We start from the raw sequence: 21,776 nt of genomic DNA on the forward strand, positions 1-21,776 counted from the left end.
CCGAACCTCATGCGAATACGCAGGACGACCCACCATCAACACCATCACCCGTTAATGATCAGGCACGTTGCGACAACCACCCGAATCTGCCAACCCCCCGCGGTTAATAAAGGCGCACAGCGGTAGAAGGATGGAGTCATGACCACCACCGGAGCCGGCCGCCCACGGCTGTCGACACGCAAGCGTCCCGGCGCAACGGCACGCGACGAAATTCTCGATGCGGCAGCCGAGTTGTTCACCACCGGCGGCTTCACCAGCACGTCCACTCGGATGATCGCCGATGCGGTAGGGATCCGGCAGGCATCGCTCTACCACCACTTCGCCAACAAGGACGACCTGTTGACGGCTCTTCTTGTCGGGACAGTCACCTCGCCCTTGGCCTTTGCGCAGGAAATGCGCGAGAGTCCGGAACCCGCCGCGGTGCGTATGTACGCCCTGGCCTGGTTCGACGCGCAGCAACTCGCGGCGTCCCGATGGAATCTTGGTGCCCTCTACCTGCTGCCGGAGCTGCGGACCGAACGATTCGAGCCGTTCCGAGCGCAACGCGGCACACTCATGAATCTGTACACAGAATTCGCTCGAGACGCGCTGGTCCAGATCAATCCCGACCGCGACGTCGATCTCCGCACTGCGCAACTACCATTCCGTCTCGTCGAGACCGTGATCAACACCAGGTCAGACGCTGAAACCGAAGGAACCGGAATCCCCACATCTCCCGACGTCATTGCCGACGCATCGATTCGGATTCTGGGATGGATTGGGTCAACAGCTGAACTTGCTTCTCGCACTACGACGCTGCTTGACGGATACGCCGGCCGGTTGCGTGAACACCTCTAAAGTGCCAAGTCTCGCTGCTGTATTTCCGTGAACCGAGTCGAACCGCGCTGGCTAGGTCGACGTCCTGTCACCGACAATTGCCGTGACGGTGGGAACGATCATCTCCCTGCGCCCGCTGCCAGGGCTCTGCACACAGCACAAACACGTGAACTGATCGTGACAACGGTTTGAGGCAACTCATCGATACCACCTCGTCATTGCGTGCTCGACTCCACGAGGCGTTCGCGAAGGCACACAGTTTGCTCGAACACGGCGCAGCCGAGAGACTGGGCCGCCCAGCGGCAACATTTCGCCCACACCACTACAGCCAATCCGATAAGGGATCATGGTCGACCACTCGCGGAACCGACCCCATAGCGCGGAAATCCAGCCTTTGGGGCAACGTACTTCACCGAAGCCAGCGATACCGCTCTCCCAGTCTTGCCTATTTTTGCCAATCTCCAGTCCTGTAACGATCATTACATTATTGTCACTTGCGAGGCACGACACAGTCGTACGCCGGCTCGCCCGACAAACACAAGAAGGACGCTGTTTGATGCGCTCGAAACTCATTCGGACATACCGATTCTCAACGGTGGGAATCTGCCTTGCACTGCCGCTCTCGCTTTCCGCAGTTCCGGCCACGGCCGAACCCAACGCCGACGTCGTCATCCACGTAGATACGTCCCGCCCCGGTCGCACCATCGCGCCAGACTTTCTCGGTCTGTCTTTCGAGGCCGACCTCATGCACGAGGAGTGGATCGACCCAGCCTTCGGCAACATCGACACGCTGCTCGAAAACTTTGGGGCAGGCAACCTTCGGTTCTCCGCGAACCAAGTGGACAACACAGCTTGGATGCCAGATCCAGCCGCTTCTGTCCCGAACTGGGCAAAGAATGGACAGCACGTCACACCCGAGGATCTTTCACGAGTGGGGGCACTCGCCGAGGCCACCGGATGGAGCGTCGATCTCGGTGTAAATCTTGGCCACTTCGATCCAGCCGCAGCGGCTGACCAAGCCCGGGAAGCCCAAGCCCGAATCGGGGATTCACTTCGTTCGATCCAAATCGGAAACGAACCCAATTTTTACATGCTTGCGCCGATCACCAAGTCCGGTGACCGCAAAATATATATCCCATCGACGTATATCACCGATGCACAGATTTACCGCACTGCAATTCGCGCAGCAGCACCGGAGGTTCGGATCGAGGGACCGAACACTGCCGGCGCATCTGTCGGCAACGAGATCCTCGACCCGCTGCTCTCCGAGGCCCTGGTCAATCCTTGGCTCGGACCCTACATTGAGGCGTTCGGGTCGGAAAGCCAGTATCTCAACCAGCACTACTACCCATTCATCAACACCGCGCGACTCGGATTCTCCTCGGGTAGTTCCGAATTCATCGGCGGACTCCCCTCGATCGAAAAGCTGATGTCCCGCAAGAACGCCGACAAGCAAACAACGTTCATTCGGGACTTCGTTGCTACAGCCGAATCTGCCGGTCTTGAGCCACGGCTGACTGAAACCAATTCCGTGGCCAAGGAAGGACGAGAAGGAGTCACGAATTCGTTCGGTGCCGCGTTGTGGACGGTGGACTATCTGATGACTGCCGCGCGCGAGGGAGTTGTCAGTGTCAATCTCCACAATCAACCCAACGATTGTGAAAGTTACTCCCTGGTCTGTTTCGCCGACGACGCTGCGAGACTGGCGGGCAACGCCCAAGTGAATCCGAATTACTACGGCGCGCTCATGGTCAGCGGCCTTGCCGGTGGCCAAATTCTCCCTACGACAGTCGATTCCGGTGAATCACACATCACCAGCCACGCGGTGCAGATGCCGGATGGCACCGTAAAGGTGATCGTCGACAATATGGATCCCACATTCACCGGAGACATCTACGTCCAGATTGACGGGCATGACGGCACTGCAGCTCACGTCCAACGACTGACCGCTCCGAGCGCTGACGCCACCGAGGCCACCTCATTCGCTGGATCTGTCGTTGCCAGGGACGGTACCTTCACTCCGATTGCGAATGAGGAGATTCGAAGCAATGACTACCGCTTCCAGGTGAGAATCGATGGTCCGAGTGCCGTACTTCTCTCGGTTGATTGATCAGCGAGCGGCGCTCTGTGCAGCCAATCTGAGTGCAGCGTCGTAGACAAGGTGCGCGTGCAGTTCGAACAGCGATATCAGGTCCACGTCGTCACCGCCGATTTCCTTGGCGACGAACAATCCGTCGGCAGCCGAAATCGCATAAGTCGTCAGCAATTTGACCGCATGCTCGCTGAGTTCCGGAGCGAAGTCGCGCATCGTCGCCGCGATTCTGCGGTTCGCCTCGTCGCGGACAGATAGGAACATCGTCCGGGCACGGACTTCCTCCGGCCGCTTTTCGAGCGCTAGCATCAGGCCGAGGCGGAGGAAGTCCGGTGTCTCGAGTAGAGCACTGGCGATCTGCATGGACATCTCGGCAATTCGTTCACGTGGGCTGTCGCCGTCAGGAACGTTCACGGCCGCCAGCCAGGTACCGAAACTCCGCTCGATGACGGCGGCAATCAGATCGTCTTTGTCTTTGAAATGCCAGTAGATCGAACTCGCCGGCAGCCCACATGCTTTGCTGACCAGCGCGATACTGGTGCCGTCGTACCCACGCTCGCTCGCCACCGATGCTGCCGCATCGAGTATCTTCCGTCGCGACTCCTCGCCGTTGACCCGGCGCTTCCGTGTCTTCGGATCTGTGCTCACGTGGTCTCCTCTACCAGCCGCGGTGCCTGAGTGAACACCACACGAAGCCTAGCGAAAGGGTAAGTGTGGACATCTCTCGGTTCGATTCGGGCAAGCAGATCAAGGCATCGTTCGTCCGTCTGCTACGACAACGAGCGCGATTGAAGTCGCAGCGAAAACAGGTCTTGCGTCTCGCGGTGTGCAGCGAGACGCAAGACCTTGTACCGAATTGTTCCGAGGGACGGGGCGTAGGACTGTGGCACAAAATTCCAAGAGTTGAAATTATCTGCAGCCCAGTCAGTCTCGTCGGAATTCAGCCGATTCGCTCGGCTAGCCCTGGTAGTTCACGAAGTGCATTGCCTCGTTCGATCTGAACGCGCTCATCTGCGCTGAAAGTCTCGCTCAGTTCTGGCTGGGGGTCACCTGATCCGAGTAGGGTCAACGTACTGAACGGCCAGTCGCTACCGAAAACGATCTTGCTGAGATCCGAGACCTGCAGTGCACACTTCATCGATGCCGGCGCCGCGCTGAGGGCTGTGTCGTAGTAATAGCTGCTCACCAGTCTGCCGATGCCGAGCAGCGAGGGCGCCGGCAGTTGCGCCGGCCAGGCGTCACCGATCGGAGTTTGTGATGCCACTCCGATCCGGTGGGCGAGGTAGGGCAATGTGCCACCGGCATGTGCCAGTTGAAAGCGAATGTCGGGATATCGGTCGCGAGTCCCCGTGGCCATCAGGAGTGTCGCTGCGCGAGTCGTGTCGAACGTAAACTCCGCCAGGAAGTCCGGTAGAGGAAGCGCCGGTTTGGATCCAGCCGGAATGCTCGCGGGGTGCACGAACACATACGCCTTCCGCCGGTTGAGTTCGAACATCAAGGCTTCGAAACGGGGATCGCCGAGGTAGACGCCGTCATACGCGGACAGCAGCACGACACCGTCGAGATGCAGTGTGTCCAGTGCGTAGACCAATTCGTCGATCGCAGCGCGGATATCATGCATCGGCAAGACAGCGAGGGCTCCGAACCTGGTTGGTTGGGAGCGAATCAATTCAGCGGCATAAGCGTTGCAATATCGCGCCATCGTATTGGCGTCGGCTGGTTCCAAGAATTCGACACCGGGATCCGATACCGACAGGACCTGGGCCGCGATCCCGTACCGATCCTGGAACTCGACAGCAGCAAGTGGACCCCAGTCAGGGAGCGGATATCCCCCAATGGTGAGCATTCCGCGGCTGACGAGTGCTGCGCGGTACTCCGGCGGGAGGAAGTGCGAATGCATGTCGATTCGATAGGCGCCACTCGGTAGCGCAGTCCGTGCCGGACTGGTACTCGCCGAAGCGTATGACTGGCCAGTTGCCGCCAACCCCACTCCTGCGACAGCCGCACCCAGCACACCTCGTCGACTCATGCGCATGTTGTTGTCCATCATTGTCCTTGCGATAGGAGGAAGTGCGATGACCTGCAATGTCGACTGGCCGCAGCAATCGCCGCCAGCGCGTGAGCAAGACGTTCGTAGGTAGCGCTGTGCCACAACTGAAATCAGCGGGGCAACGGTGTTCGCGGCTTACAATGCACCCGCAATCGGGCACAGTGATGCCCAGGCATCAGGAGCGCTGTGGTGATCGAGAGTGCAATTGTCATCACGCATCGTTCACTGTCAGGCGTGAGGCGAATCGGCGAAAGAGAACCTCTGCATTGCGATGATTGATCTCCACTCGGGTTGTGTCATCCAATGTCTCGGTGCTATCGAGGAGGCTGTTGAAGTAAGTCCCCGCCGCAACCGGCGCGAATGGCCAATCGCTGCCGTAGAGAACGTGCCCGGGATTTGCGAAAGCGAGCAAGCTCGGCAACGCTGCCGGGCTCCCCGACAAGGCTGTGTCGTAGTAAAAGTCCGCGAAGTCACGCAACGCTTCGAAGGGATCGCGAGCGCCGGTTGCCACCATCGCGAGCGAGATTCGGTGAGAGGCGTAGGGAAGGAATCCACCCGCATGGGAGAGCACGAACCTTATGTTGGGAAAACGTCGCGGGATGTTGCACTTGACAAGATTGAACGCGGCACGGGTGGTATCGAGCAAGAAATCCATTGCGAAGGAAGGAATTCCGTCAACCGATTCGCCGGGAAGCTCACCGGGATGAACAAACACCACAGCGTTGTGTTGGTTGAGCTCTTCCATCAACGGATCGAACGAGGGGTCGCCGAGATATGTGCCTCGCGAATTCGCAATCAGCACCACTCCGTCGGCACCCAGCTCGATGAAAGCTCGATTCGCTTCCGCGATCGCTCCATCGACGTCGGGCAGGGTAAGTGTGGCGAAGAAGCCGAATTTGTCGTGATGTTCACTGACAACCTGCGCCGCGTAGTCATTGACCACGCGGGCCATGGCGCGAGCTTCTCTGTCATCGCCGAGGTGCACGCCCGGTGTGGAAACGGACAAGATCGATCGGGTCGTTCCGAACGCCTCCATCACCTCGAGAGCGCCATCAACGGTCCAGCGAGGCAGATCGATGCCACCCGCCCCCGCGACACCTTGCCGACGAAGCCATTGACTGTACTCGGGCGGAAGGATGTGCTGATGAACGTCAATCCTGTCCGGATGGTTCATGACGTGGAGATCTCCGTTTCGGTATCTGAATCGCTATTCCTCGTGCGCACTTCGGCTTTCAGTCGAGCCGCGGCGTCGTAGACCACGCGAGCGTGCAAGTCGAACAAGGCAACCAAGTCGACGGAATCACCGCCGATTTCGCGGGCTATGAAGAGGCCATCTGCAGCCGAAATAGCATAGGTTGTGAGGAGCCTGACGGACCCGTCGTCCAGTCCCGGCATGAAGTCCCGCAAGGTTGTCGAAATCTGTTCGAATGCGCGATCCCGGACCTCGAGGAACGCCGTTCGTGCGCGAAGTTCTTCAGGACGCCGTTCGAGCGCAAGCATCAACCCGAGCCGCAGAAAGTGCGGCGTATCAAGCAAAGATTTCACAATCCGCATGGACATCTCCGAAACCTGCTCACGCGGGTCATCTCCATCCGGGATCGCAACGGCCGCGAGCCACGTCCCGAAACTTCGCTCGATCACCGCGGCAACCAGATCGTCCTTGTCCTTGAAATGCCAGTAGATCGAACTGGCCGGCAATCCACTCTTTTTGCTGACCAGCGCAATACTTGTTCCGTCATAACCACGTTCGCTGGCGACAACCTCTGCGGCATCGAGAATCTTGCGGCGTGACTCTTCCCCGTTGGCTCTGCGCTTCCGGGGCTTCGACATGTCAACCACTGATTCCTCCTACCTGAAGTTGTGTGTTGACTCTCACTTCACATGACCCTACTGTAATGATCGCTACGGGAACAAGCCCCCGATTTTTCGGCTTCGTGCCACGCGCACCGCGGGCGCCCACCATCACATGACGAGAGGTCTCGACATGACCGTCCATCCCCCTGCGTCCGAGACTGCACGCGACGACGCACCTTACGATGTCGCGATCGTCGGCTATGGGCCGACGGGAGTGACCGCAGCGAATCTCTTAGGCCAGCAGGGCCTCAGGGTTCTCGTCGTCGAACGTGATCCGGATATCTACAGTCGAGCTCGTGCGATTTCCACCGACGAGGAAGTACTGCGAATCTGGCAACAAGTTGGACTGGCTGATCAACTCGATGCCGACATGCTCGGTGGTCGACCCGTCGCCTTCGTCGACGCGGATGGCAATCCGTTCATCGAAATGAACTCCGTCTCGCGAGGTTCCGGTTGGCCGCCGCAACAGTTCATCTATCAGCCAGCTGTCGAGAAAGTCTTACGCGTCGGCACCGACCGCTTCCCGAACGTAGAACTGCTACTCGAACACGAATGTCTACGGGTCAAGCAGGACGACACCGGCGTTGAGCTACTCCTCGCCGACCTTCGCATCGACGCGTTCAAGCGTGTCCGTGCTTCGTACGTGATCGCCGCTGACGGCGGATCGAGCCCTATCCGCGGGCAGCTCGGAATCGGCTACGAAGGAAAGACTTTCGGAGAACGATGGGTCGTCATCGACACAAAGGTACTCACGGAATGGCCTGGACACGACAATCTGCGCTTCCACTGCAATCCGGCTCGTCCGACGGTCGACTGCCCCACCCCACTTGGACATCATCGCTGGGAATTCCCGGTTCGCGACGGTGAAGACGAGAAGAAGTTGGTCACGCACGCGGCAATCTGGCGGGTACTGAACAATCAGGGAATTACCTCGGACGAAGTGAAGATTCTGAGAGCCGTCGTCTACAGCCACCACGTACGATTCGCTGACCGCTGGCGCGTGGGTCGGGTCTTCCTCGCCGGCGACGCCGCTCATGCCATGCCGCCCTGGATTGGTCAGGGAATGTCGGCAGGCGTCAGAGACGCCGCCAACCTCTGTTGGAAACTCGGAGCGGTCCTGTCCGGATCGCTGCCTGACTCCGTGCTCGACTCCTATCAAACCGAGAGAATGCCCCACGTGCGCGAAACTACCAAACGCGCAGTTTCGGTGGGGCGCATCATAACCGAACGCCACCCGGTTCGCGCGATCGCAAGAAATCATGCATTTCGGGTCGGAATGCGCATCCCCGGATTCCCTGCCTGGATGCGTGAACGACGGTGGATCCCACATGCTCACTACCCGAAAGGCTTTCAGTCGCCGGTCAAGAACCGTGCGACCGGCTGGCAGATCCCCCAACCCTGGGTGCTCGACGAAAAGGGCAACCATGAACGGCTCGACAACGTTCTCGGCAACCGATGGACGGTGGTACACATCGGGTCGGCACGCCCGTGGGGGCAGTGGACGACCGCCGGCGCACCGGCAGTACGACTGCTGCGTTCCGGGTCCGTCAGCACACCGAACGCAATCGTCGATACCGAAGGCCTCCTGTTCAAGTGGATGGAACAGAAGAAGGTGACCGCCATCGCCATACGGCCCGACGGATTCGTTTATGCGGCGGCCGGCGACGATGACATCCTGCCTCCTCCGCCACACGGATTGTCCGTGCACCCGTAACTGCCGACTTGCGCGCAGTTCCCGCTAACTACAACCTCTGTGGAGTTCAAAGATGAGTATCGAGAACATGATCGAAAAGACAATCACGGTCAACGGCAAGTCGATCTTCTACGCAGAGAGCGGCGAAGGTCCCGTCGTCGTGCTACTCCATGGCGGCGGCCCAGGCGCCTCGGGCGTCTCGAACTACTCACGGAACATCGAAGATCTCGCTGAGTCGTTCCGCGTGATCGTTCCCGACCTGCCCGGATACGGACAGTCGAGCAAAGGGGTCGACCAGGCCGACCCGTTCGGATACCTTGCGAACGCCATTCGAGGTCTACTCGATGCCCTCGACATCGACAGCGCTCACCTGGTCGGCAACTCATACGGCGGCGCGTGTGCTCTGCGACTCGCACTCGATTCCCCGAATCGCGTCGATCGTATGGTTTTGATGGGACCGGGCGGCATCGGAACAACCCGCGGCTTACCTACCCCGGGTCTGCAAAGCTTGCTCTCGTACTACACCGGAACCGGTCCGTCACGTCAGAAGCTCGAGAACTTCATCCGTCAATACCTGGTCTACGAAGGCGAATCCGTACCGTCCGACCTCATCGATCTGCGTTACGAAGCGAGTATCGACCCCGTCGTCGTTGCCGATCCCCCGTTGCGGCGTCCGTCCGGAAAGGACGCGCTCAAGACAATGTGGCGGATGGACTTCACTCGCGACAACCGACTCGAAACGCTCGCGACACCCACGCTGGTGATCTGGGGCGCAGCCGACAAGGTCAACAGGCCCAGCGGTGGCAAATTGCTCGCCGAGCGGATGCCGAACTGCGACGTACTCACTGTCGCCAAGACAGGCCACTGGGTGCAATGGGAACGCGCAGACTTCTTCAACGACATCACTCGCGCGTTCCTCAACGCCTGATCCGACGGGATTTTTCGATGCCTACACCACGATTGAGCCCATCCGTGTTCGGAAACGTCCACCTCGGCTACCTGGTTATCGAGACACAAAAGTTCAGCGAATGGCGACGATTCGGCAAAGACGCCATCGGAATGCACCTCGACGAACTCGACTCGAACACCATGCGATTCCGTCTCGACGACAACGAATGCCGATTCCTTCTTCAACACGGCCCCGCCGAAGACGTCATCACCATGGGATGGCACGTCGACGACCACAGCACCGTCGACCGCATCGTCTCGCGAGTCACCAGCCACGGCGTCCCGATCCACGAGGGCACATCCGAGGAGACAGCGCTACGCGGCGTCGAGCGCCTCCTTCGCTTCCCTGGACCCAAAGGCATAGTCCAAGAGATATTCACAAAGGCGCTTACCTCGGCCCAGCCCCTGCAGATGCACACTGCAGCGTTCGTCACCGGCGAAGGCGGTATGGGCCACGTAGCCATCACCTCGAAGAAGCCCGCGCAGATCCGTGGCTACTACAACACCCTCTTCGACGCCCGACTCTCCGACTACATCGACGAAACGATGAACGGCGTCAAGCTCAAGATCCGATTCCTCCGAGTGAACGAACGCCACCATTCGGTGGCGATCGCAGCTGTTCGAGGACTTCCAATCGACCCTATTCGAACCCGCGTACAGCACTTGAACATCCAGGTCGCCGAACTCGACGACATGACACGTTCATACACACGAGTCAAGGAACTCGGATTTCGCATGGCGCTATCGGTCGGCCAACACACCAACGATCGCGAACTTTCCTACTACGCCATCACACCGTCAGGCTTCGAATGGGAAGTCGGTTGGAATCCCATCGTGATCGACGAGAACACCTGGGAACCGAGCACCCACAAGGGAATTAGCATCTGGGGCCATTCGATGGTCGGACAAACGATCGTCGACAAGCTCACACAGTTCAGAACCGCCGGCACTTCGCTTCTAGCCAAGGAGGAAACAGTTCCGGCAATCAGTGGCAACGGCATTCGCGATTCGAGAACCCGCAACGCCTAGTTCTTGACCGGGTCTCTCACCGGGGCCGCTGTCCCCGACCAGACGCTGGTGTCGTGTTGCCGCCGACGCCATCGACGACGCTGTCGACACCACTGCTGCAGCACGCGAGCGCGCCCCAACATATAGCCGCAGCATTAGGCATTGATCTAACTCATAGCCTTACTGTTAACCCATGGACCTAGACAATCGCATTTCACTGCAGAAGATCGACGTATTCTGCAAAGTTGTCGAACTCGGCGGTGTCGGTAAGGCAGCGGAGGCACTCTATCTGTCTCAACCTGTCGTCAGCGCCCATCTCAAGTCGATGCAGCTGCGAATGGGGACCGACCTCTTCACGCGGGACGGTCGTGGCCTCAAATTGACCGAAGCAGGCGAAGCAGTCCATCGGTGGGCAGTCGAGGTACTTCGTGGCCGAGTCGAGCTGGCCAAAGATCTCGAAGGACTCGGACAAGGGATAACCGGGTCCGCAAGTATCGCAGCAAGCATGTCGGCAGGAAACTCGCTGCTCCCAGCTCCATTGGTTACCTTCCGCAAGGAAAATCCCGCAGCGAATCTCACCCTGATGATCGCGTCGGTCGAGGCAGCGCTGGACCGACTGACTTCAGGCTGGGTTGATTTCGCCGTCGTCGGAACCGAACTCGCGCATGATGCCCGAATCTTCGAGACACACCTTCTCGGCAGACCGCGATTCACCCTAGCAGCAGCTGCGTCGAACACGGCGATTCCAACGCGAATCAATGCCGAACAGCTAGCCGATCTGGAATTCGTTTCTCCACCTGCAGGTTTGGCGATTCGCCAGAGCCAGGATGCCGCATTGGCCTCATTGGGCCTATCCGACAGGAAGGTGTCGATCGAGCTCGGCAGTGCCGAATCCATTAAGTACGCCGTAGGACAGGACCTGGGCGTGTGCCTGCTCTGGAGGACGTCCATCGAGAGTGAACTCAAGCAAGGCACTCTCCGTGAGATCGAGATCGCAGGTGCTGACATCAGAGACAACCTCTACTTCGTGCAGCGCCGCGATCACAAACTCACCGCCCTACAGCGTCGACTCAAGGCCGTCATCGTCGAGTCGATCGCAGAACAACTCCGCTGAGAATAGATAGCGTCTTGGCTATGAATTGGTGACAAACTTTGTATTAGACCTATTGGATAAATAGCCCTACGTTGAGACTCAAGTCACAAAGCAACGTAGGAGCGCAGATGTTCAACCGAAACTGGCACCAGAGACGCCTGGCACATGGGTTCGCCCTCGCCGCAGTCACATCACTGGCTCTCACCGCGTGTGGGTCCTCCGACTCGGCATCGTCGGATTCCGGACTCGCCAGCATCGTGATCGCCGAGCAGAGCAACGGCGGCGTCACCACCGGCATGCTTCCGCATCTCGCCGACCAACTCGGTTTCTTCGAATCCGAGGGCCTCAGCGTGGAGAAGTACGTCTCGGTAACGAAAGGATCCGACGCCATCGCCGGACTGATGTCCGGAGACGTTCAGGTCGCTCACATCGGGGCCGACGGCATCGTCGCTGCATCCCAGGGCGGTCCGGTTGTCGGAATCGGCGCCAACACAGACGCTTCGATCTGGACAGTGGTAGCCGGCGCCGACGTAAAGACCTGGGACGATCTCAGAGGAAAGACCATCGCTCTGGGTTCGGTAAGCGACATTACTCGAAGCGTCTTTGATCGCCTGGCGAGCGAAGCCGGATTGAATCCCAAGACAGACCTCGAATACGTTGCGCTGGGCGCTACTCCTCAACGTGTTGCCGCCGTCAAGAACGGCCAAGCCGCGGCCACTATTGCGGCCTACCCGCCTGCGTACGGCCTCATTGAATCAGGCTTCACCGACCTCGGTTTTACGCCTTCCGGAGGCGGGGCACCGATCTTGATGACGACAGACATCGAGGCCTCGAAACGATGGACCGAATCGGAACCTGATCAGGTGGTCGCATATTTGAAAGCCATTGCAGCAGCGCGTCAGTACGTCCAGGATCCGGCGAATGCAGATGATGTTGCAAAGCGTACATCGGAGATCAGTGGCGAAAGCCCCGAGTCGATCAAAAAGGCCCTCGAACTGTACTACTACGACAAGAATTCCGACAGCGGTCTGTTTCCTGCCGACTTCCACCATGTTGACGGCGCTTTCGACGCCACCGTTCAGGCATACCTCGACCTCGGACTGCTCAAGGATTCCATCTCCGAAGACGAATACATGGATTACACGTTCGCAGACCGAGCAATCGCGGATGTCCAGTGACCATGACCGACCTCGCCCACGGCACGAGCCCGAACACCACCACTCCAGGTACGGATTCTTCGCGAAAGAAGCAACATCGCAACAAAATTCCGTACGGACTGTTATCTATTCTCTCAGGGCTGGCGCTGTGGGAAATCCTTGTCCGCGTCATCGAGCCCAGCAGATTGATCATCGTCGCCCCCAGCGAGATCCTGGCCAGACTTTTCGAGATGATCGTCACCGGTGAGATCTGGCCCGACCTGTCTGTCAGCCTGCAAGGATTCGCCGTCGGCTACATCCTCGCGGCCGCGGTTGCGATCCCACTGGGTCTGGCAATCGGTGCCAGTCCGCTCCTCTACAAACTCGCCAACCCGTGGGTGAACGCTCTCTACGCAACACCGATCATCGGTCTGGCCCCCCTGTTCATCATCATCTTCGGATTCGGACTCACGTCGAAGATTGCGGTCGTGATCGCACTGGTGATTTTTCCCATTCTCATCAATACGGTCTCGGGAGCACGTGCCGTCGGCATCGACCACAAAGAACTCGCAATTGTGTACAAGGCCAACCGATTCGAGACCTTCACCCGAGTTCTGTTTCCCGGTTCGACACCCTTTATTCTCACCGGACTCCGACTCGCAGTCGGCCGCGGTCTCATCGGAGTTGTGGTCGCAGATTTGTTCGGTGCCAGTAAGGGTCTCGGATTAAACCTGCAACGATCCGCACAGGCCTTCAACACGGTCGACATCTTCGCGGTAACACTGCTTTTGGCGTTCCTGGGTATCGCGTCCAGTGCCGCCCTGGAATATTTCGAACGACGTGCATACCGAGGAGTCACTCCATGACCACCACGCTCACCGCACCAGCCCTGACCCTGACCGATGTCGGAAAGACGTTCGGCAACAACGCCCCAGTCCTCGAAGGCGTATCACTGACGGTCGAACAGGGAGAGTTCCTCGCTATCGTCGGACCGTCTGGATGCGGTAAGACGACGCTGCTTCGCATCATTCAAGGCTTGGACGTGGCAACCACTGGAACTGTGCTCAATCAGACCGACAGCGGGGCGACACCACGCATGAGCTACGTGTTCCAGCGTGCGTCGCTGCTGCCTTGGTACAACGTCCGCAGCAACGTCGCGTTCGGGCTCACACTTGCAGCAGGACGCAATATCTACGCGAACAAGCAGGAGCGCAATCATGCGGTCGATGAATTACTCGATCTCACGGGATTGAGTCGTTACGCAGACTTCTACCCCGACCAGATCTCAGGCGGAATGCAGCAGCGTGTCAACGTGGCACGCGCTCTCGCGGTTCGCCCGGACGTTCTACTGCTTGACGAACCATTCAGTGCGCTCGATGCGCTGACCAGGGAAAAACTTCAGATCGATGTGTCTCGGATCCTTTCCCAGGTCGGAACCACTGGAGTATTGGTGACACACGATATCCGCGAAGCCGTGTTCCTGTCCGATCGCATCGCCGTGATGTCCGCTCACCCTGGCGCGATCCGCGAGATCGTGCCGGTGACAGCACCGCGCCCACGGACCGAGGAATTTCAACACAGCCCTGAGTTGGCAACGGAGGAGCGCCGAATCTGGCGCATGCTCCACAACTGACCACCCCCGCACGTAAACTCGAGGACACTTTCATGAACACGGCCAATTCCCATTCCACGCCGGGACGAATCGACACCCACCACCACGTGGTTCCGCCTTTCTATCGAAAATGGTTGCAGGACAAAGGGCTGACTGCCGGCGGCAAGGCGATCCCGGAATGGACTCGCGACGCCGCGCTCGAGCTCATGGATTCCACGGACGTCGCTACCGCGATTCTGTCTGTCTCCACCCCTGGCGTCGAGCCCGGATGCCCTGACGAAGCACGCTCAATGGCGCGACAGGTGAACGAGTACTCCGCAACAATCACAGCAGACAATCCTGGTACGTTCGGCTTCTTTGCCACTGTCCCTTCGCTTGACATGGACGGATCAATCGCCGAAGCGGGCTATGCGCTCGACACCCTCGCGGCTGATGGAGTTGTACTCCTGTCGAATACTCGCGGTGTGTATCTCGGTGATGCACAGTACCTTCCGTTGATGGAGTACTTGAACTCTCGCGAGGCCGTGGTGTTCGTCCACCCGTCTTCTCTGCCGGCCGTTCCGGTCGAAGGTATTCCTCCGTACGTTGCGGACTTCCTGCTGGATACGACCCGAGCTGCGATCAATCTGGCACGCACCGGCACCCTCGACTCGTTTCCGAAAATCAAGTTCATCCTCTCGCACGCCGGCGGTTTCCTGCCCTTCGCCGCAGCCCGGGTCGCGGTCGGCGCCTCTCCAGTCGGGGACTCGACGGACGGCCTGCGACTGTTGCGCACCTTTTATTTCGATACGGCACTGTCAGCATCGGATTCGGCATTGCCCAGCCTTACGGCATTCGCCGAACCCGACCGGATCTTGTACGGCAGCGACTTTCCGTACGCTCCGGCCGAACGATCAAAGACATTCACCAAGGCGTTTGACGAATACGATGCGATTGACCACGCCGCAGTCAACAATCTCAACGCGGGGCGACTGTTCCCGCGATTCGCACGCGCGGCGATGCACTAGTTCGCTGTGAATCGGAGTTGTGTAGAGGGCAACTCCGATTCATCCGGAGGTCGATCGAACGGCAAAACCGTTGAGGTTTATGAGACCTCAACGCAGGAGTAGAACTGCCACCTCATCGACACTGCGACCAAATATCAAAGGGCGGACGCCGCAAGCGCCCGCCCTTTGATGTCATCCAGGTCCACTGGAACCTGCACCTCAGATACGCGGATTCACGCAGTGCCAGAGTACTTTTCGACCAGATGTGGCAACCGCCGATTCAAGAGACAGTCGTACGATCTCTGCAGGTTCGTCCGCGCAGGCGGTCAACGAGTTGCCCGATGTCATCGGGTAGTGCATCGGCGCGCCAGGCAACGTGGCTATCAGCACGGACGATCAGGAGTTTGTGCACGAATGCCGAGTGTGGCGGATTGTCTACGTCGACGACCTTGACAGGGAGTCCGCTGCGGACGATAGCCGATACATCTACCGTTCGATCGAAACGGATGATCGTGTAATCGGGCCCGAGGAGGTCCAAGATGCTGGTGCCCCCGACGAAAAAGTGTGGGAGTCGGCATCCCGGAACTGTCGATTTGACGTGCTTACCCATGTCGTACGCTGGGGCTTTCTCGCCGTCGCCGACGATAATTGGCGAACCTTCGTAGAAATAGCCGAAATTGAGTCCTTCTGGTGACATCTGCGCGAGATTGATATCGAACAGTTTCTTGCCGAGCCGCCGACGGAGCAGGCGCGCGAAGAAGTTCGGCGCGCTGAGGAACGTCGGTACGGTCCTTCCTGAGATCGCCGCCATGTTCGCTTCCAGGTTTGCCATCGCGAACCGAGAGACCTGGTCTGTAATCGGGGCGCGTTCGGCCTCATAGGCATCGACCATCGCAGGGTCAGCCCAACCGTTGACGACCGCAGACAACACCCACGACAGGTTCATCGCGTCCGCAATGCCGGCATTCATCCCGTAGCCCGCGAACGGTACCCACAGGTGAGCGGCATCACCTGCGATGAAGACCCTTCCGTCGCGGAAACTCTCGGCGACCAATCGTCGACCAACCCAATCCTCGTGACGGATCACTTCGAAGGGAAAGTCGGCATCGACACCCAGCACATCGCGAATCGACTGTTCGAGATCGATCGCCTCGAAGTCTTTTTCGCCGTCAGACAGTGCCCGATGAACTAACCACAGTTCCTCCCCGTCGATGGCTACGACATTGCCACGCACTTTGTGGTTTACGACCCAGCTCATCCACGCCGGCCGACGATCGCCGAAGAGCTCCCTGATCGACTGCGAACGGACCAGAGTCGTGCGAGTACGTGCAATTTCAGCGTCACCGCTGAGTTTCACGTTCATCGTCTTTCGTACCCGACTTGCGCCACCATCGCACCCTGCCAGATACAATCCCCTAAGCTCGAACACCTGATCCTCGTCCAGTCCGCGGCATTGAACGGTGACACCGTCGCCGTCCTGGGTATATCCAACAACCTCCGTCCGCGGTAAGAACCGGATATTGGTGAGTGACATCATCTTCTTTCGAAGGATAGGTTCGAGCCAGAGCTGGCTTTCGCGCACCATGAATTCAGGTGTAGGCCAATCACTGTCATGAAATCCAGGTTGGCTACGCTCGATGCGGGCCGGCATCACGATGCGTGTCAGTTCTGGACCTGCAAGACTCGTCGCATAGATGGTATCGGTTGGATAGGTATCTGGTAGTCCCGCAGCCCGAACCTCTTCTGCGATGCCGAAACGCCGAAAGGTCTCCATGGTCCGCGCAGCGATTGTGTTGCACTTCGCATCAGGTGGATCGCTGGCCGCCCGCGGTTCGACAATTATCACGTCGAGTCCCCGCATCGCGGCGTCGATTGCCAGGCATGTCCCGACTGGCCCTGCTCCCGCGATGATGATTGACGCATCCATGGTCTAACCCTCCAGATATGTGGGACAAGTACAAGCAATGGCCGTGGGCGTTGAAAGATCAACAGAAGTGACGTCGTACAGATGACCACACATCGTCGGCCGAGAGCGCTACCACAGAAACAAGACCATGTGCACTCTCCCCAAAGACGATGCATAGTAATACTTTCCAGCCAGAACGCGCCCTTCCCTTCGCCCGTTCGACACACGGCAAGACGTCGTCAACAGAATCAACTCTCCACCTTTCCGTAACGATCACTACAGAAAGGCGCAGCACCACAATATGGCCGGGACATATTCGAGTCAAGCACCAATTCGGTACGCCCGATGGGCGACCACGAGGTCGAGAGTCAGGCCATCGGGGCACTCGACGCTAATTTCAATCGATCGGTCGATCCTCGGGGCGTCCACCGACCTCGCTGTCACGTCAGGCACCATCACGGGATTCGGCGCCGAGAAATCGTCACAACCCGAGGTCGCGTCCGATCAATTCCTTCATGATTTCGTTCGTTCCTGCCCATATCTTGGTAACCCGGGCGTCTCGCCATGCGCGAGCAACCCGATACTCGTTCATGAAGCCGTACCCACCGTAAAGTTGCACACAGGTGTCGAGGACCTCGTTTTGCACCTGGGCAGTCCACCATTTCGCTTTGGCCGCGTTTACCGCGGAAAGTTTGCCGTCTGCGTGTTCGACGATGCACTGATCCACGTACGCCTGCGTCACGTCAACCTTGGTTTGCATTTCGGCGATGACAAACTTGTTGTACTGGAAGGAACCGACACTCTGGCCGAATGCTTTGCGCTCCTTGGCATATTCGATGGTTTCGCCGAGAATCTGTGCAGCGTTGGCAATGTTGTTGATCGACCCACTGATTCGCTCCTGCGGCAACCGCTCCATCATGTACACGAAGCCTTTTCCGACTTCGCCGATCACATTCGCTGCAGGCACCCGAACATTGTCGAAGAAGAGCTCGGCGGTGTCAGATTCGACCTGGCCGACTTTGTCGAGTTTACGGCCTCGTTCGAATCCGCGCATGCCGGTCTCGATCCCGAACAAGCTTATTGCCTTGTGACCTTTCGCCGCCGAGGTTCGAACCGCAACAATCACCAAGTCAGCCTGAATTCCGTTGGTGATGAATGTTTTTGATCCGTTGAGAATCCAATCGTCTCCAGCACGTACAGCGTGCGTCTTGAGCGCAGCCAAGTCGGAACCACCACTGGGCTCCGTCATTCCGATTGCCGCGATCACATCTCCAGTACAAAAGCCTGGCAACCAACGATTTCTTTGCTCGTCAGTACCCAAATCCACCAGATACGGTGCTGCGCAATCAATATGAATACCGAACGAAGATGCAGCTGCGCCATTGAAGCGACCCAACTCTTCGCCGAGAACTGCATTGAAGCGAAAATCATCCGCTTGCGATCCACCGTACGCTTCTGGAACATTCAGCCCCAGCAACCCTTGAGCGCCTGCCTCTTTCCATACCTGTCGATCGATCATGCGTGCGTCGATAAATTCCTCCGCACGGGGAACGAGGCTTCGCCTGACGTATTCGCGCGCCACGTCGCGAAATGAATTCTGGTCGTCGTTATAGATGGATCGTGTCATGTTCTCTCCAGAGGTAACGAGCTTCGGATTTCGCGGTACCGTCAGTTGTAGACGCGCAAGACATTGACTGTCAATTCATTGACAGTAATACTGTGCTGATTGCACACAGCCCAGGAGGCACAATGCTCGAAGCTCACGGATCGCTTGACCCAATCCGCCCGGAAAGCGCCATTCCACTCTTGAACGGCGACGAATGCGCGAAGTCGCACGGCATCGAAGTCCTTGTCCAAGTACCTTCCTACTCGCGACTGAAGATGCAAGTCCGAGCTGACATGCTCAACCCACACGGAATCTGTCACGGCGGCATGACCTTCCTTTTGGCAGACACCGCCCTGGCATACGCCTGCGGCGGAGCAATGGTCACCACCTCAGCGCAGATCATCTTCCCGGCGCCGGCCCAGCTGGGCGATACATTGACTGCCGAATGCATTGCCGTGCACCAGGGCCAGAAAGCCGGAGTATTCGACGTGACTGTCACGACGCAGAACGGCACGAAGGTCGCCCTGGTACGCGGGCAAACCCTGACGTACGGATCGCTCGAGGTTCCTGGGAAGGGCTCAGGAAAATGACGATGACAATGCCCGCCCAGTTCGACGCGGCTGTCGCGACTGCAGCTGCCCGAATCGCTGTGCAGTACTTCGACCGTTCGATCACGTATCGAGAACTCGACGATCTAGTCTCAGGCTTAGCCCACTATCTTCGAACTCGCGGAATCGTCGCAGGCGCTCGCGTTGCCATCTACTTGCAAAGTTCACCCGAGTTCGTGATCACGACACTCGCGGCCTGGCGTGCAGGATGTGTTGTGGTGCCGGTCAATCCGATGTATCGCGACCGCGAGATCCTGGAATTGCTCCTCGACTCGGGTGCAAGCGCCTTGATCTCGTCCGAGGCTGGATACACGGCCTGCATAGCCGGAATCCTGGAAAACACCGACCTGCGGGTCGTCCTCACATGCGATGAGAGCGCGATGCAGAGACGCAATGATCCACGAGTGTTCGACAGACAACCAAGCACCTCGAGTCCCGCTCCGGAAGATCTGCTGACCTTGGCTCGCGCGCACTACTCACCGCAACACGAGTTCGAGGAATCAGCATACGACGATCTTGCACTCATCTGCTACACCTCCGGGACCAGTGGGCCTTCGAAAGGTGCGATGCTCACGCACAGAAATCTTTCCACGAATATCGAATCGACTGTCCAGATACTGGGTTTGGCGAGGGGTAGTCGAATCTTCGCAATGGCGCCACTGTTTCACGTCACGGGCCTTGTTGTGGAGTTCTTGCAGTCGATTGCGTTGGCCGGCACACTCATCCTTCCGTACCGTTTTGATCCCGCCGTTGCATTGGACCTCTTCCTCGAGTACCGGCCGCACTTCGCGGTCGGTCCATGCACGGCATACTCTGCACTCTTGGCAACACCGGGAGTTCATCGCGAACATTTCCGGTCCTTCGAAATCCTTCTGGCCGGCGGCGCCCCTCTCCCTCCTCCGTTGGTCGATGCATTCGAGTCTTTGACCGGCCACTACATCATCAACGGTTACGGGCTCACAGAAACGTCGGCCGCGTGTGTCCTGATGCCGATAGGCCAGCGCGCACCGGTCGACAGCGCGACATCGGCACTAGCGAACGGTTACCCGTTCCCCGGCGTAGAACTGCGAATAGTCGACGAGGCAGGGGCGGATCTACCTGTCGGCGAACGCGGCGAAATAGTCATCCGAGGACCGTTAACCTCCAGCGGGTACTGGAACAAGCCTGAAGAGACCGCTGCGGCGTTTCGAAACGGATGGTTCTTCACCGGCGATATCGGGCTGTTCGATCACAACCGACTGCTATACGTCGTCGATCGCAAGAAGGACATGATCATCGCTTCGGGCTTTAAAGTTTGGCCGGGTGAAGTCGAATTCGTCCTGTATACGCACCCCGACGTACGCGAAGCAGCAGTGGTAGGCATTCCGGACGAGTACCGCGGTGAGGCAGTAAAGGCCTATGTCGCGCTCGTTCCAGGCGCTCGGGCAACCGAGCATGAATTGGTCGAGTGGTGTCGCGACGGTATGGCCGCTTACAAATATCCGCGATCAATTGAGATCCTGACAGACCTACCCAAAACGGCGAGCGGCAAGATCCTTCGTCGTGCGCTCCATTGACAGCAGGCATGTGCACTCAATCATCGGAGGAGCTGTCGGTATGCTGCCAGAATGCGTCTCGAGATTGGAAGCGGCCGTGAGTAAGCACCTGCCCGAGCCCAAAATTCAGGCCGGGGCAGTCTCTGGATCCGACTTCGGACGAGTTGCCAGCGAACTGACTAGTCAGCGCATGAGTGGCCTGGACGAACAAGCCGTCGAACTGGGATTCACTCTCGTGCGAACGGCAGCCTCACACATGCACGAGCTCGAGCGCATCGTTCACCGCCCAAAGGGATTAAGTTTCAGCGGTTTTCGAATCATGTACATGATCTGGCTCTTCGAGGAGATCGAAGCTCGCGACCTGGCTCGTTTGGCCGGAGTCAGCAGGCAGACGACCTCTACTGTGTTGGCCAATCTCGAAAACAGCGGACTCATCAGACGCGAACGAACGTCAAACACCGACAAGCGTTTGGTGGCAGTGCAAATGACAGAAGCCGGGCACAGAGAAATCGAACACGTCTTCGCCGAACAAAATCGTCTCGAGTCTGAATGGTTCAGCGCTCTGAGCCGCGGTGAACGACACCAATTGAAAACACTGCTCGACAAGGTCTCGATCAGTATCGCGGACTCCGCAAAAAAGAGGAATTGACCCAGATTCCAGCACCGTCAGGCCAGAGGTACGTCCCTCGCTGACCGGCACCCCTCTCGTTCTCTCACAACGCTAGCCACGTCAACAGAACGTCAACAAGGTAGCAATTGTCAGTTCATTGACAATCCTCGTGACGCCTGTCACGCTTGTTCACAACACGCAAAAACATTCAATGAGCGATCGG

At 58.3% G+C, this 21,776-nt stretch carries 19 protein-coding genes; 13 read left to right on the plus strand and 6 right to left on the minus strand.

What is annotated here, in order from left to right; all coding sequences use genetic code 11:
- Window positions 1-138 precede the first annotated feature (138 nt).
- Both ACFRFQ_RS18740 and ACFRFQ_RS18745 read left to right on the plus strand, forming a co-directional pair.
- Window positions 139-837, plus strand: a complete 699-nt coding sequence (locus ACFRFQ_RS18740; protein WP_378660660.1) for a TetR/AcrR family transcriptional regulator — start codon at window positions 139-141, stop codon at window positions 835-837.
- A 535-nt stretch (window positions 838-1,372) separates the two neighbouring features.
- Window positions 1,373-2,926 carry a glycosyl hydrolase family 79 C-terminal domain-containing protein gene (locus ACFRFQ_RS18745; protein WP_378660663.1) on the plus strand — a complete coding sequence of 518 codons (1,554 nt, stop codon included), beginning with the start codon at window positions 1,373-1,375 and terminating at the stop codon, window positions 2,924-2,926.
- Here ACFRFQ_RS18745 and ACFRFQ_RS18750 read toward each other — a convergent pair whose 3' ends face one another.
- From ACFRFQ_RS18750 to ACFRFQ_RS18765, 4 genes are all read right to left on the minus strand, one after another.
- Entirely contained in the window at window positions 2,927-3,556 is a 630-nt protein-coding gene (locus ACFRFQ_RS18750) for a TetR/AcrR family transcriptional regulator (RefSeq protein WP_378660666.1), read from the minus strand.
- Between the two features lie 292 nt (window positions 3,557-3,848).
- Window positions 3,849-4,955, minus strand: coding sequence for an amidohydrolase family protein (locus ACFRFQ_RS18755; protein WP_378660669.1), 1,107 nt, complete (start codon window positions 4,953-4,955; stop codon window positions 3,849-3,851).
- Window positions 4,956-5,169: 214 nt separating this feature from the next.
- Window positions 5,170-6,132, minus strand: coding sequence for an amidohydrolase family protein (locus ACFRFQ_RS18760; RefSeq protein WP_378660672.1), 963 nt, complete (start codon window positions 6,130-6,132; stop codon window positions 5,170-5,172).
- Complete coding sequence (locus tag ACFRFQ_RS18765) at window positions 6,129-6,788, minus strand: TetR/AcrR family transcriptional regulator (RefSeq protein ID WP_378660674.1); 660 nt, start codon at window positions 6,786-6,788, stop codon at window positions 6,129-6,131. Before ACFRFQ_RS18765 ends, ACFRFQ_RS18760 begins: the two co-directional genes overlap by 4 nt.
- Window positions 6,789-6,942: 154 nt before the next feature.
- Between ACFRFQ_RS18765 and ACFRFQ_RS18770 the strand changes: the two genes are divergently transcribed.
- The 8 genes from ACFRFQ_RS18770 to ACFRFQ_RS18805 all read left to right on the plus strand — a co-directional run bounded on the left by ACFRFQ_RS18770 (window position 6,943) and on the right by ACFRFQ_RS18805 (window position 15,309).
- A complete protein-coding gene (locus tag ACFRFQ_RS18770; RefSeq protein WP_378660677.1) occupies window positions 6,943-8,526 on the plus strand; it encodes a bifunctional 3-(3-hydroxy-phenyl)propionate/3-hydroxycinnamic acid hydroxylase in 1,584 nt (527 codons plus the stop codon).
- Between the two features lie 52 nt (window positions 8,527-8,578).
- On the plus strand, window positions 8,579-9,433 hold the full coding sequence (locus ACFRFQ_RS18775) for an alpha/beta fold hydrolase (protein WP_378660679.1): 855 nt from the start codon (window positions 8,579-8,581) through the stop codon (window positions 9,431-9,433).
- A gap of 17 nt (window positions 9,434-9,450) precedes the next feature.
- Entirely contained in the window at window positions 9,451-10,482 is a 1,032-nt protein-coding gene (locus ACFRFQ_RS18780; RefSeq protein WP_378660682.1) for a VOC family protein, read from the plus strand.
- Window positions 10,483-10,654: 172 nt separating this feature from the next.
- On the plus strand, window positions 10,655-11,575 hold the full coding sequence (locus ACFRFQ_RS18785) for a LysR substrate-binding domain-containing protein (RefSeq protein WP_378660684.1): 921 nt from the start codon (window positions 10,655-10,657) through the stop codon (window positions 11,573-11,575).
- Between the two features lie 107 nt (window positions 11,576-11,682).
- On the plus strand, window positions 11,683-12,732 hold the full coding sequence (locus ACFRFQ_RS18790; protein ID WP_378660687.1) for an ABC transporter substrate-binding protein: 1,050 nt from the start codon (window positions 11,683-11,685) through the stop codon (window positions 12,730-12,732).
- Between the two features lie 2 nt (window positions 12,733-12,734).
- Window positions 12,735-13,556 (plus strand): ABC transporter permease, encoded by an 822-nt coding sequence (locus ACFRFQ_RS18795; RefSeq protein ID WP_378661569.1) that lies wholly within the window; start codon window positions 12,735-12,737, stop codon window positions 13,554-13,556.
- Complete coding sequence (locus tag ACFRFQ_RS18800; protein WP_378660690.1) at window positions 13,553-14,323, plus strand: ABC transporter ATP-binding protein; 771 nt, start codon at window positions 13,553-13,555, stop codon at window positions 14,321-14,323. The genes ACFRFQ_RS18795 and ACFRFQ_RS18800 overlap by 4 nt, the downstream gene beginning before the upstream one ends.
- Window positions 14,324-14,355: 32 nt before the next feature.
- The gene (locus tag ACFRFQ_RS18805) at window positions 14,356-15,309 is read left to right on the plus strand and encodes an amidohydrolase family protein (protein WP_378660692.1); all 954 of its coding nucleotides are present in this window, start codon (window positions 14,356-14,358) and stop codon (window positions 15,307-15,309) included.
- Window positions 15,310-15,568: 259 nt separating this feature from the next.
- Here the strand turns inward: ACFRFQ_RS18805 and ACFRFQ_RS18810 are convergent, their stop codons facing one another.
- On the minus strand, window positions 15,569-17,215 hold the full coding sequence (locus ACFRFQ_RS18810) for an FAD-dependent monooxygenase (RefSeq protein WP_378660694.1): 1,647 nt from the start codon (window positions 17,213-17,215) through the stop codon (window positions 15,569-15,571).
- Between the two features lie 460 nt (window positions 17,216-17,675).
- Window positions 17,676-18,821, minus strand: coding sequence for an acyl-CoA dehydrogenase family protein (locus tag ACFRFQ_RS18815; RefSeq protein ID WP_378660696.1), 1,146 nt, complete (start codon window positions 18,819-18,821; stop codon window positions 17,676-17,678).
- Between the two features lie 122 nt (window positions 18,822-18,943).
- Here ACFRFQ_RS18815 and ACFRFQ_RS18820 point away from each other — a divergent pair, with 122 nt between their 5' ends.
- The 3 genes from ACFRFQ_RS18820 (at window position 18,944) to ACFRFQ_RS18830 (ending at window position 21,592) form a co-directional block, all read left to right on the plus strand.
- Complete coding sequence (locus tag ACFRFQ_RS18820) at window positions 18,944-19,390, plus strand: hotdog fold thioesterase (RefSeq protein WP_378660698.1); 447 nt, start codon at window positions 18,944-18,946, stop codon at window positions 19,388-19,390.
- 2 nt (window positions 19,391-19,392) lie between these two features.
- A complete protein-coding gene (locus ACFRFQ_RS18825) occupies window positions 19,393-20,964 on the plus strand; it encodes a class I adenylate-forming enzyme family protein (protein ID WP_378660700.1) in 1,572 nt (523 codons plus the stop codon).
- Window positions 20,965-21,040: 76 nt separating this feature from the next.
- Complete coding sequence (locus ACFRFQ_RS18830; RefSeq protein WP_378660702.1) at window positions 21,041-21,592, plus strand: MarR family winged helix-turn-helix transcriptional regulator; 552 nt, start codon at window positions 21,041-21,043, stop codon at window positions 21,590-21,592.
- Window positions 21,593-21,776 lie beyond the last annotated feature (184 nt).

This window comes from Rhodococcus sp. NPDC056743, from assembly GCF_042790355.1.
Lineage (GTDB): Bacteria > Actinomycetota > Actinomycetes > Mycobacteriales > Mycobacteriaceae > Rhodococcus_F.

What these genes read in the sequence shown, in the direction of transcription:
- ACFRFQ_RS18795 (WP_378661569.1), top strand. Translation starts at nt 12,735, where the DNA reads ATGACCGACCTCGCCCACGGCACGAGCCCGAACACCACCACTCCAGGT.
- ACFRFQ_RS18740 (WP_378660660.1), top strand. Translation starts at nt 139, where the DNA reads ATGACCACCACCGGAGCCGGCCGCCCACGGCTGTCGACACGCAAGCGT.
- ACFRFQ_RS18825 (WP_378660700.1), top strand. Translation starts at nt 19,393, where the DNA reads ATGACAATGCCCGCCCAGTTCGACGCGGCTGTCGCGACTGCAGCTGCC.
- ACFRFQ_RS18760 (WP_378660672.1), bottom strand. Translation starts at nt 6,132, where the DNA reads ATGAACCATCCGGACAGGATTGACGTTCATCAGCACATCCTTCCGCCC.
- ACFRFQ_RS18780 (WP_378660682.1), top strand. Translation starts at nt 9,451, where the DNA reads ATGCCTACACCACGATTGAGCCCATCCGTGTTCGGAAACGTCCACCTC.
- ACFRFQ_RS18800 (WP_378660690.1), top strand. Translation starts at nt 13,553, where the DNA reads ATGACCACCACGCTCACCGCACCAGCCCTGACCCTGACCGATGTCGGA.
- ACFRFQ_RS18815 (WP_378660696.1), bottom strand. Translation starts at nt 18,821, where the DNA reads ATGACACGATCCATCTATAACGACGACCAGAATTCATTTCGCGACGTG.
- ACFRFQ_RS18775 (WP_378660679.1), top strand. Translation starts at nt 8,579, where the DNA reads ATGAGTATCGAGAACATGATCGAAAAGACAATCACGGTCAACGGCAAG.
- ACFRFQ_RS18755 (WP_378660669.1), bottom strand. Translation starts at nt 4,955, where the DNA reads ATGGACAACAACATGCGCATGAGTCGACGAGGTGTGCTGGGTGCGGCT.
- ACFRFQ_RS18790 (WP_378660687.1), top strand. Translation starts at nt 11,683, where the DNA reads ATGTTCAACCGAAACTGGCACCAGAGACGCCTGGCACATGGGTTCGCC.
- ACFRFQ_RS18820 (WP_378660698.1), top strand. Translation starts at nt 18,944, where the DNA reads ATGCTCGAAGCTCACGGATCGCTTGACCCAATCCGCCCGGAAAGCGCC.
- ACFRFQ_RS18745 (WP_378660663.1), top strand. Translation starts at nt 1,373, where the DNA reads ATGCGCTCGAAACTCATTCGGACATACCGATTCTCAACGGTGGGAATC.
- ACFRFQ_RS18810 (WP_378660694.1), bottom strand. Translation starts at nt 17,215, where the DNA reads ATGGATGCGTCAATCATCATCGCGGGAGCAGGGCCAGTCGGGACATGC.
- ACFRFQ_RS18805 (WP_378660692.1), top strand. Translation starts at nt 14,356, where the DNA reads ATGAACACGGCCAATTCCCATTCCACGCCGGGACGAATCGACACCCAC.
- ACFRFQ_RS18765 (WP_378660674.1), bottom strand. Translation starts at nt 6,788, where the DNA reads ATGTCGAAGCCCCGGAAGCGCAGAGCCAACGGGGAAGAGTCACGCCGC.
- ACFRFQ_RS18770 (WP_378660677.1), top strand. Translation starts at nt 6,943, where the DNA reads ATGACCGTCCATCCCCCTGCGTCCGAGACTGCACGCGACGACGCACCT.
- ACFRFQ_RS18785 (WP_378660684.1), top strand. Translation starts at nt 10,655, where the DNA reads ATGGACCTAGACAATCGCATTTCACTGCAGAAGATCGACGTATTCTGC.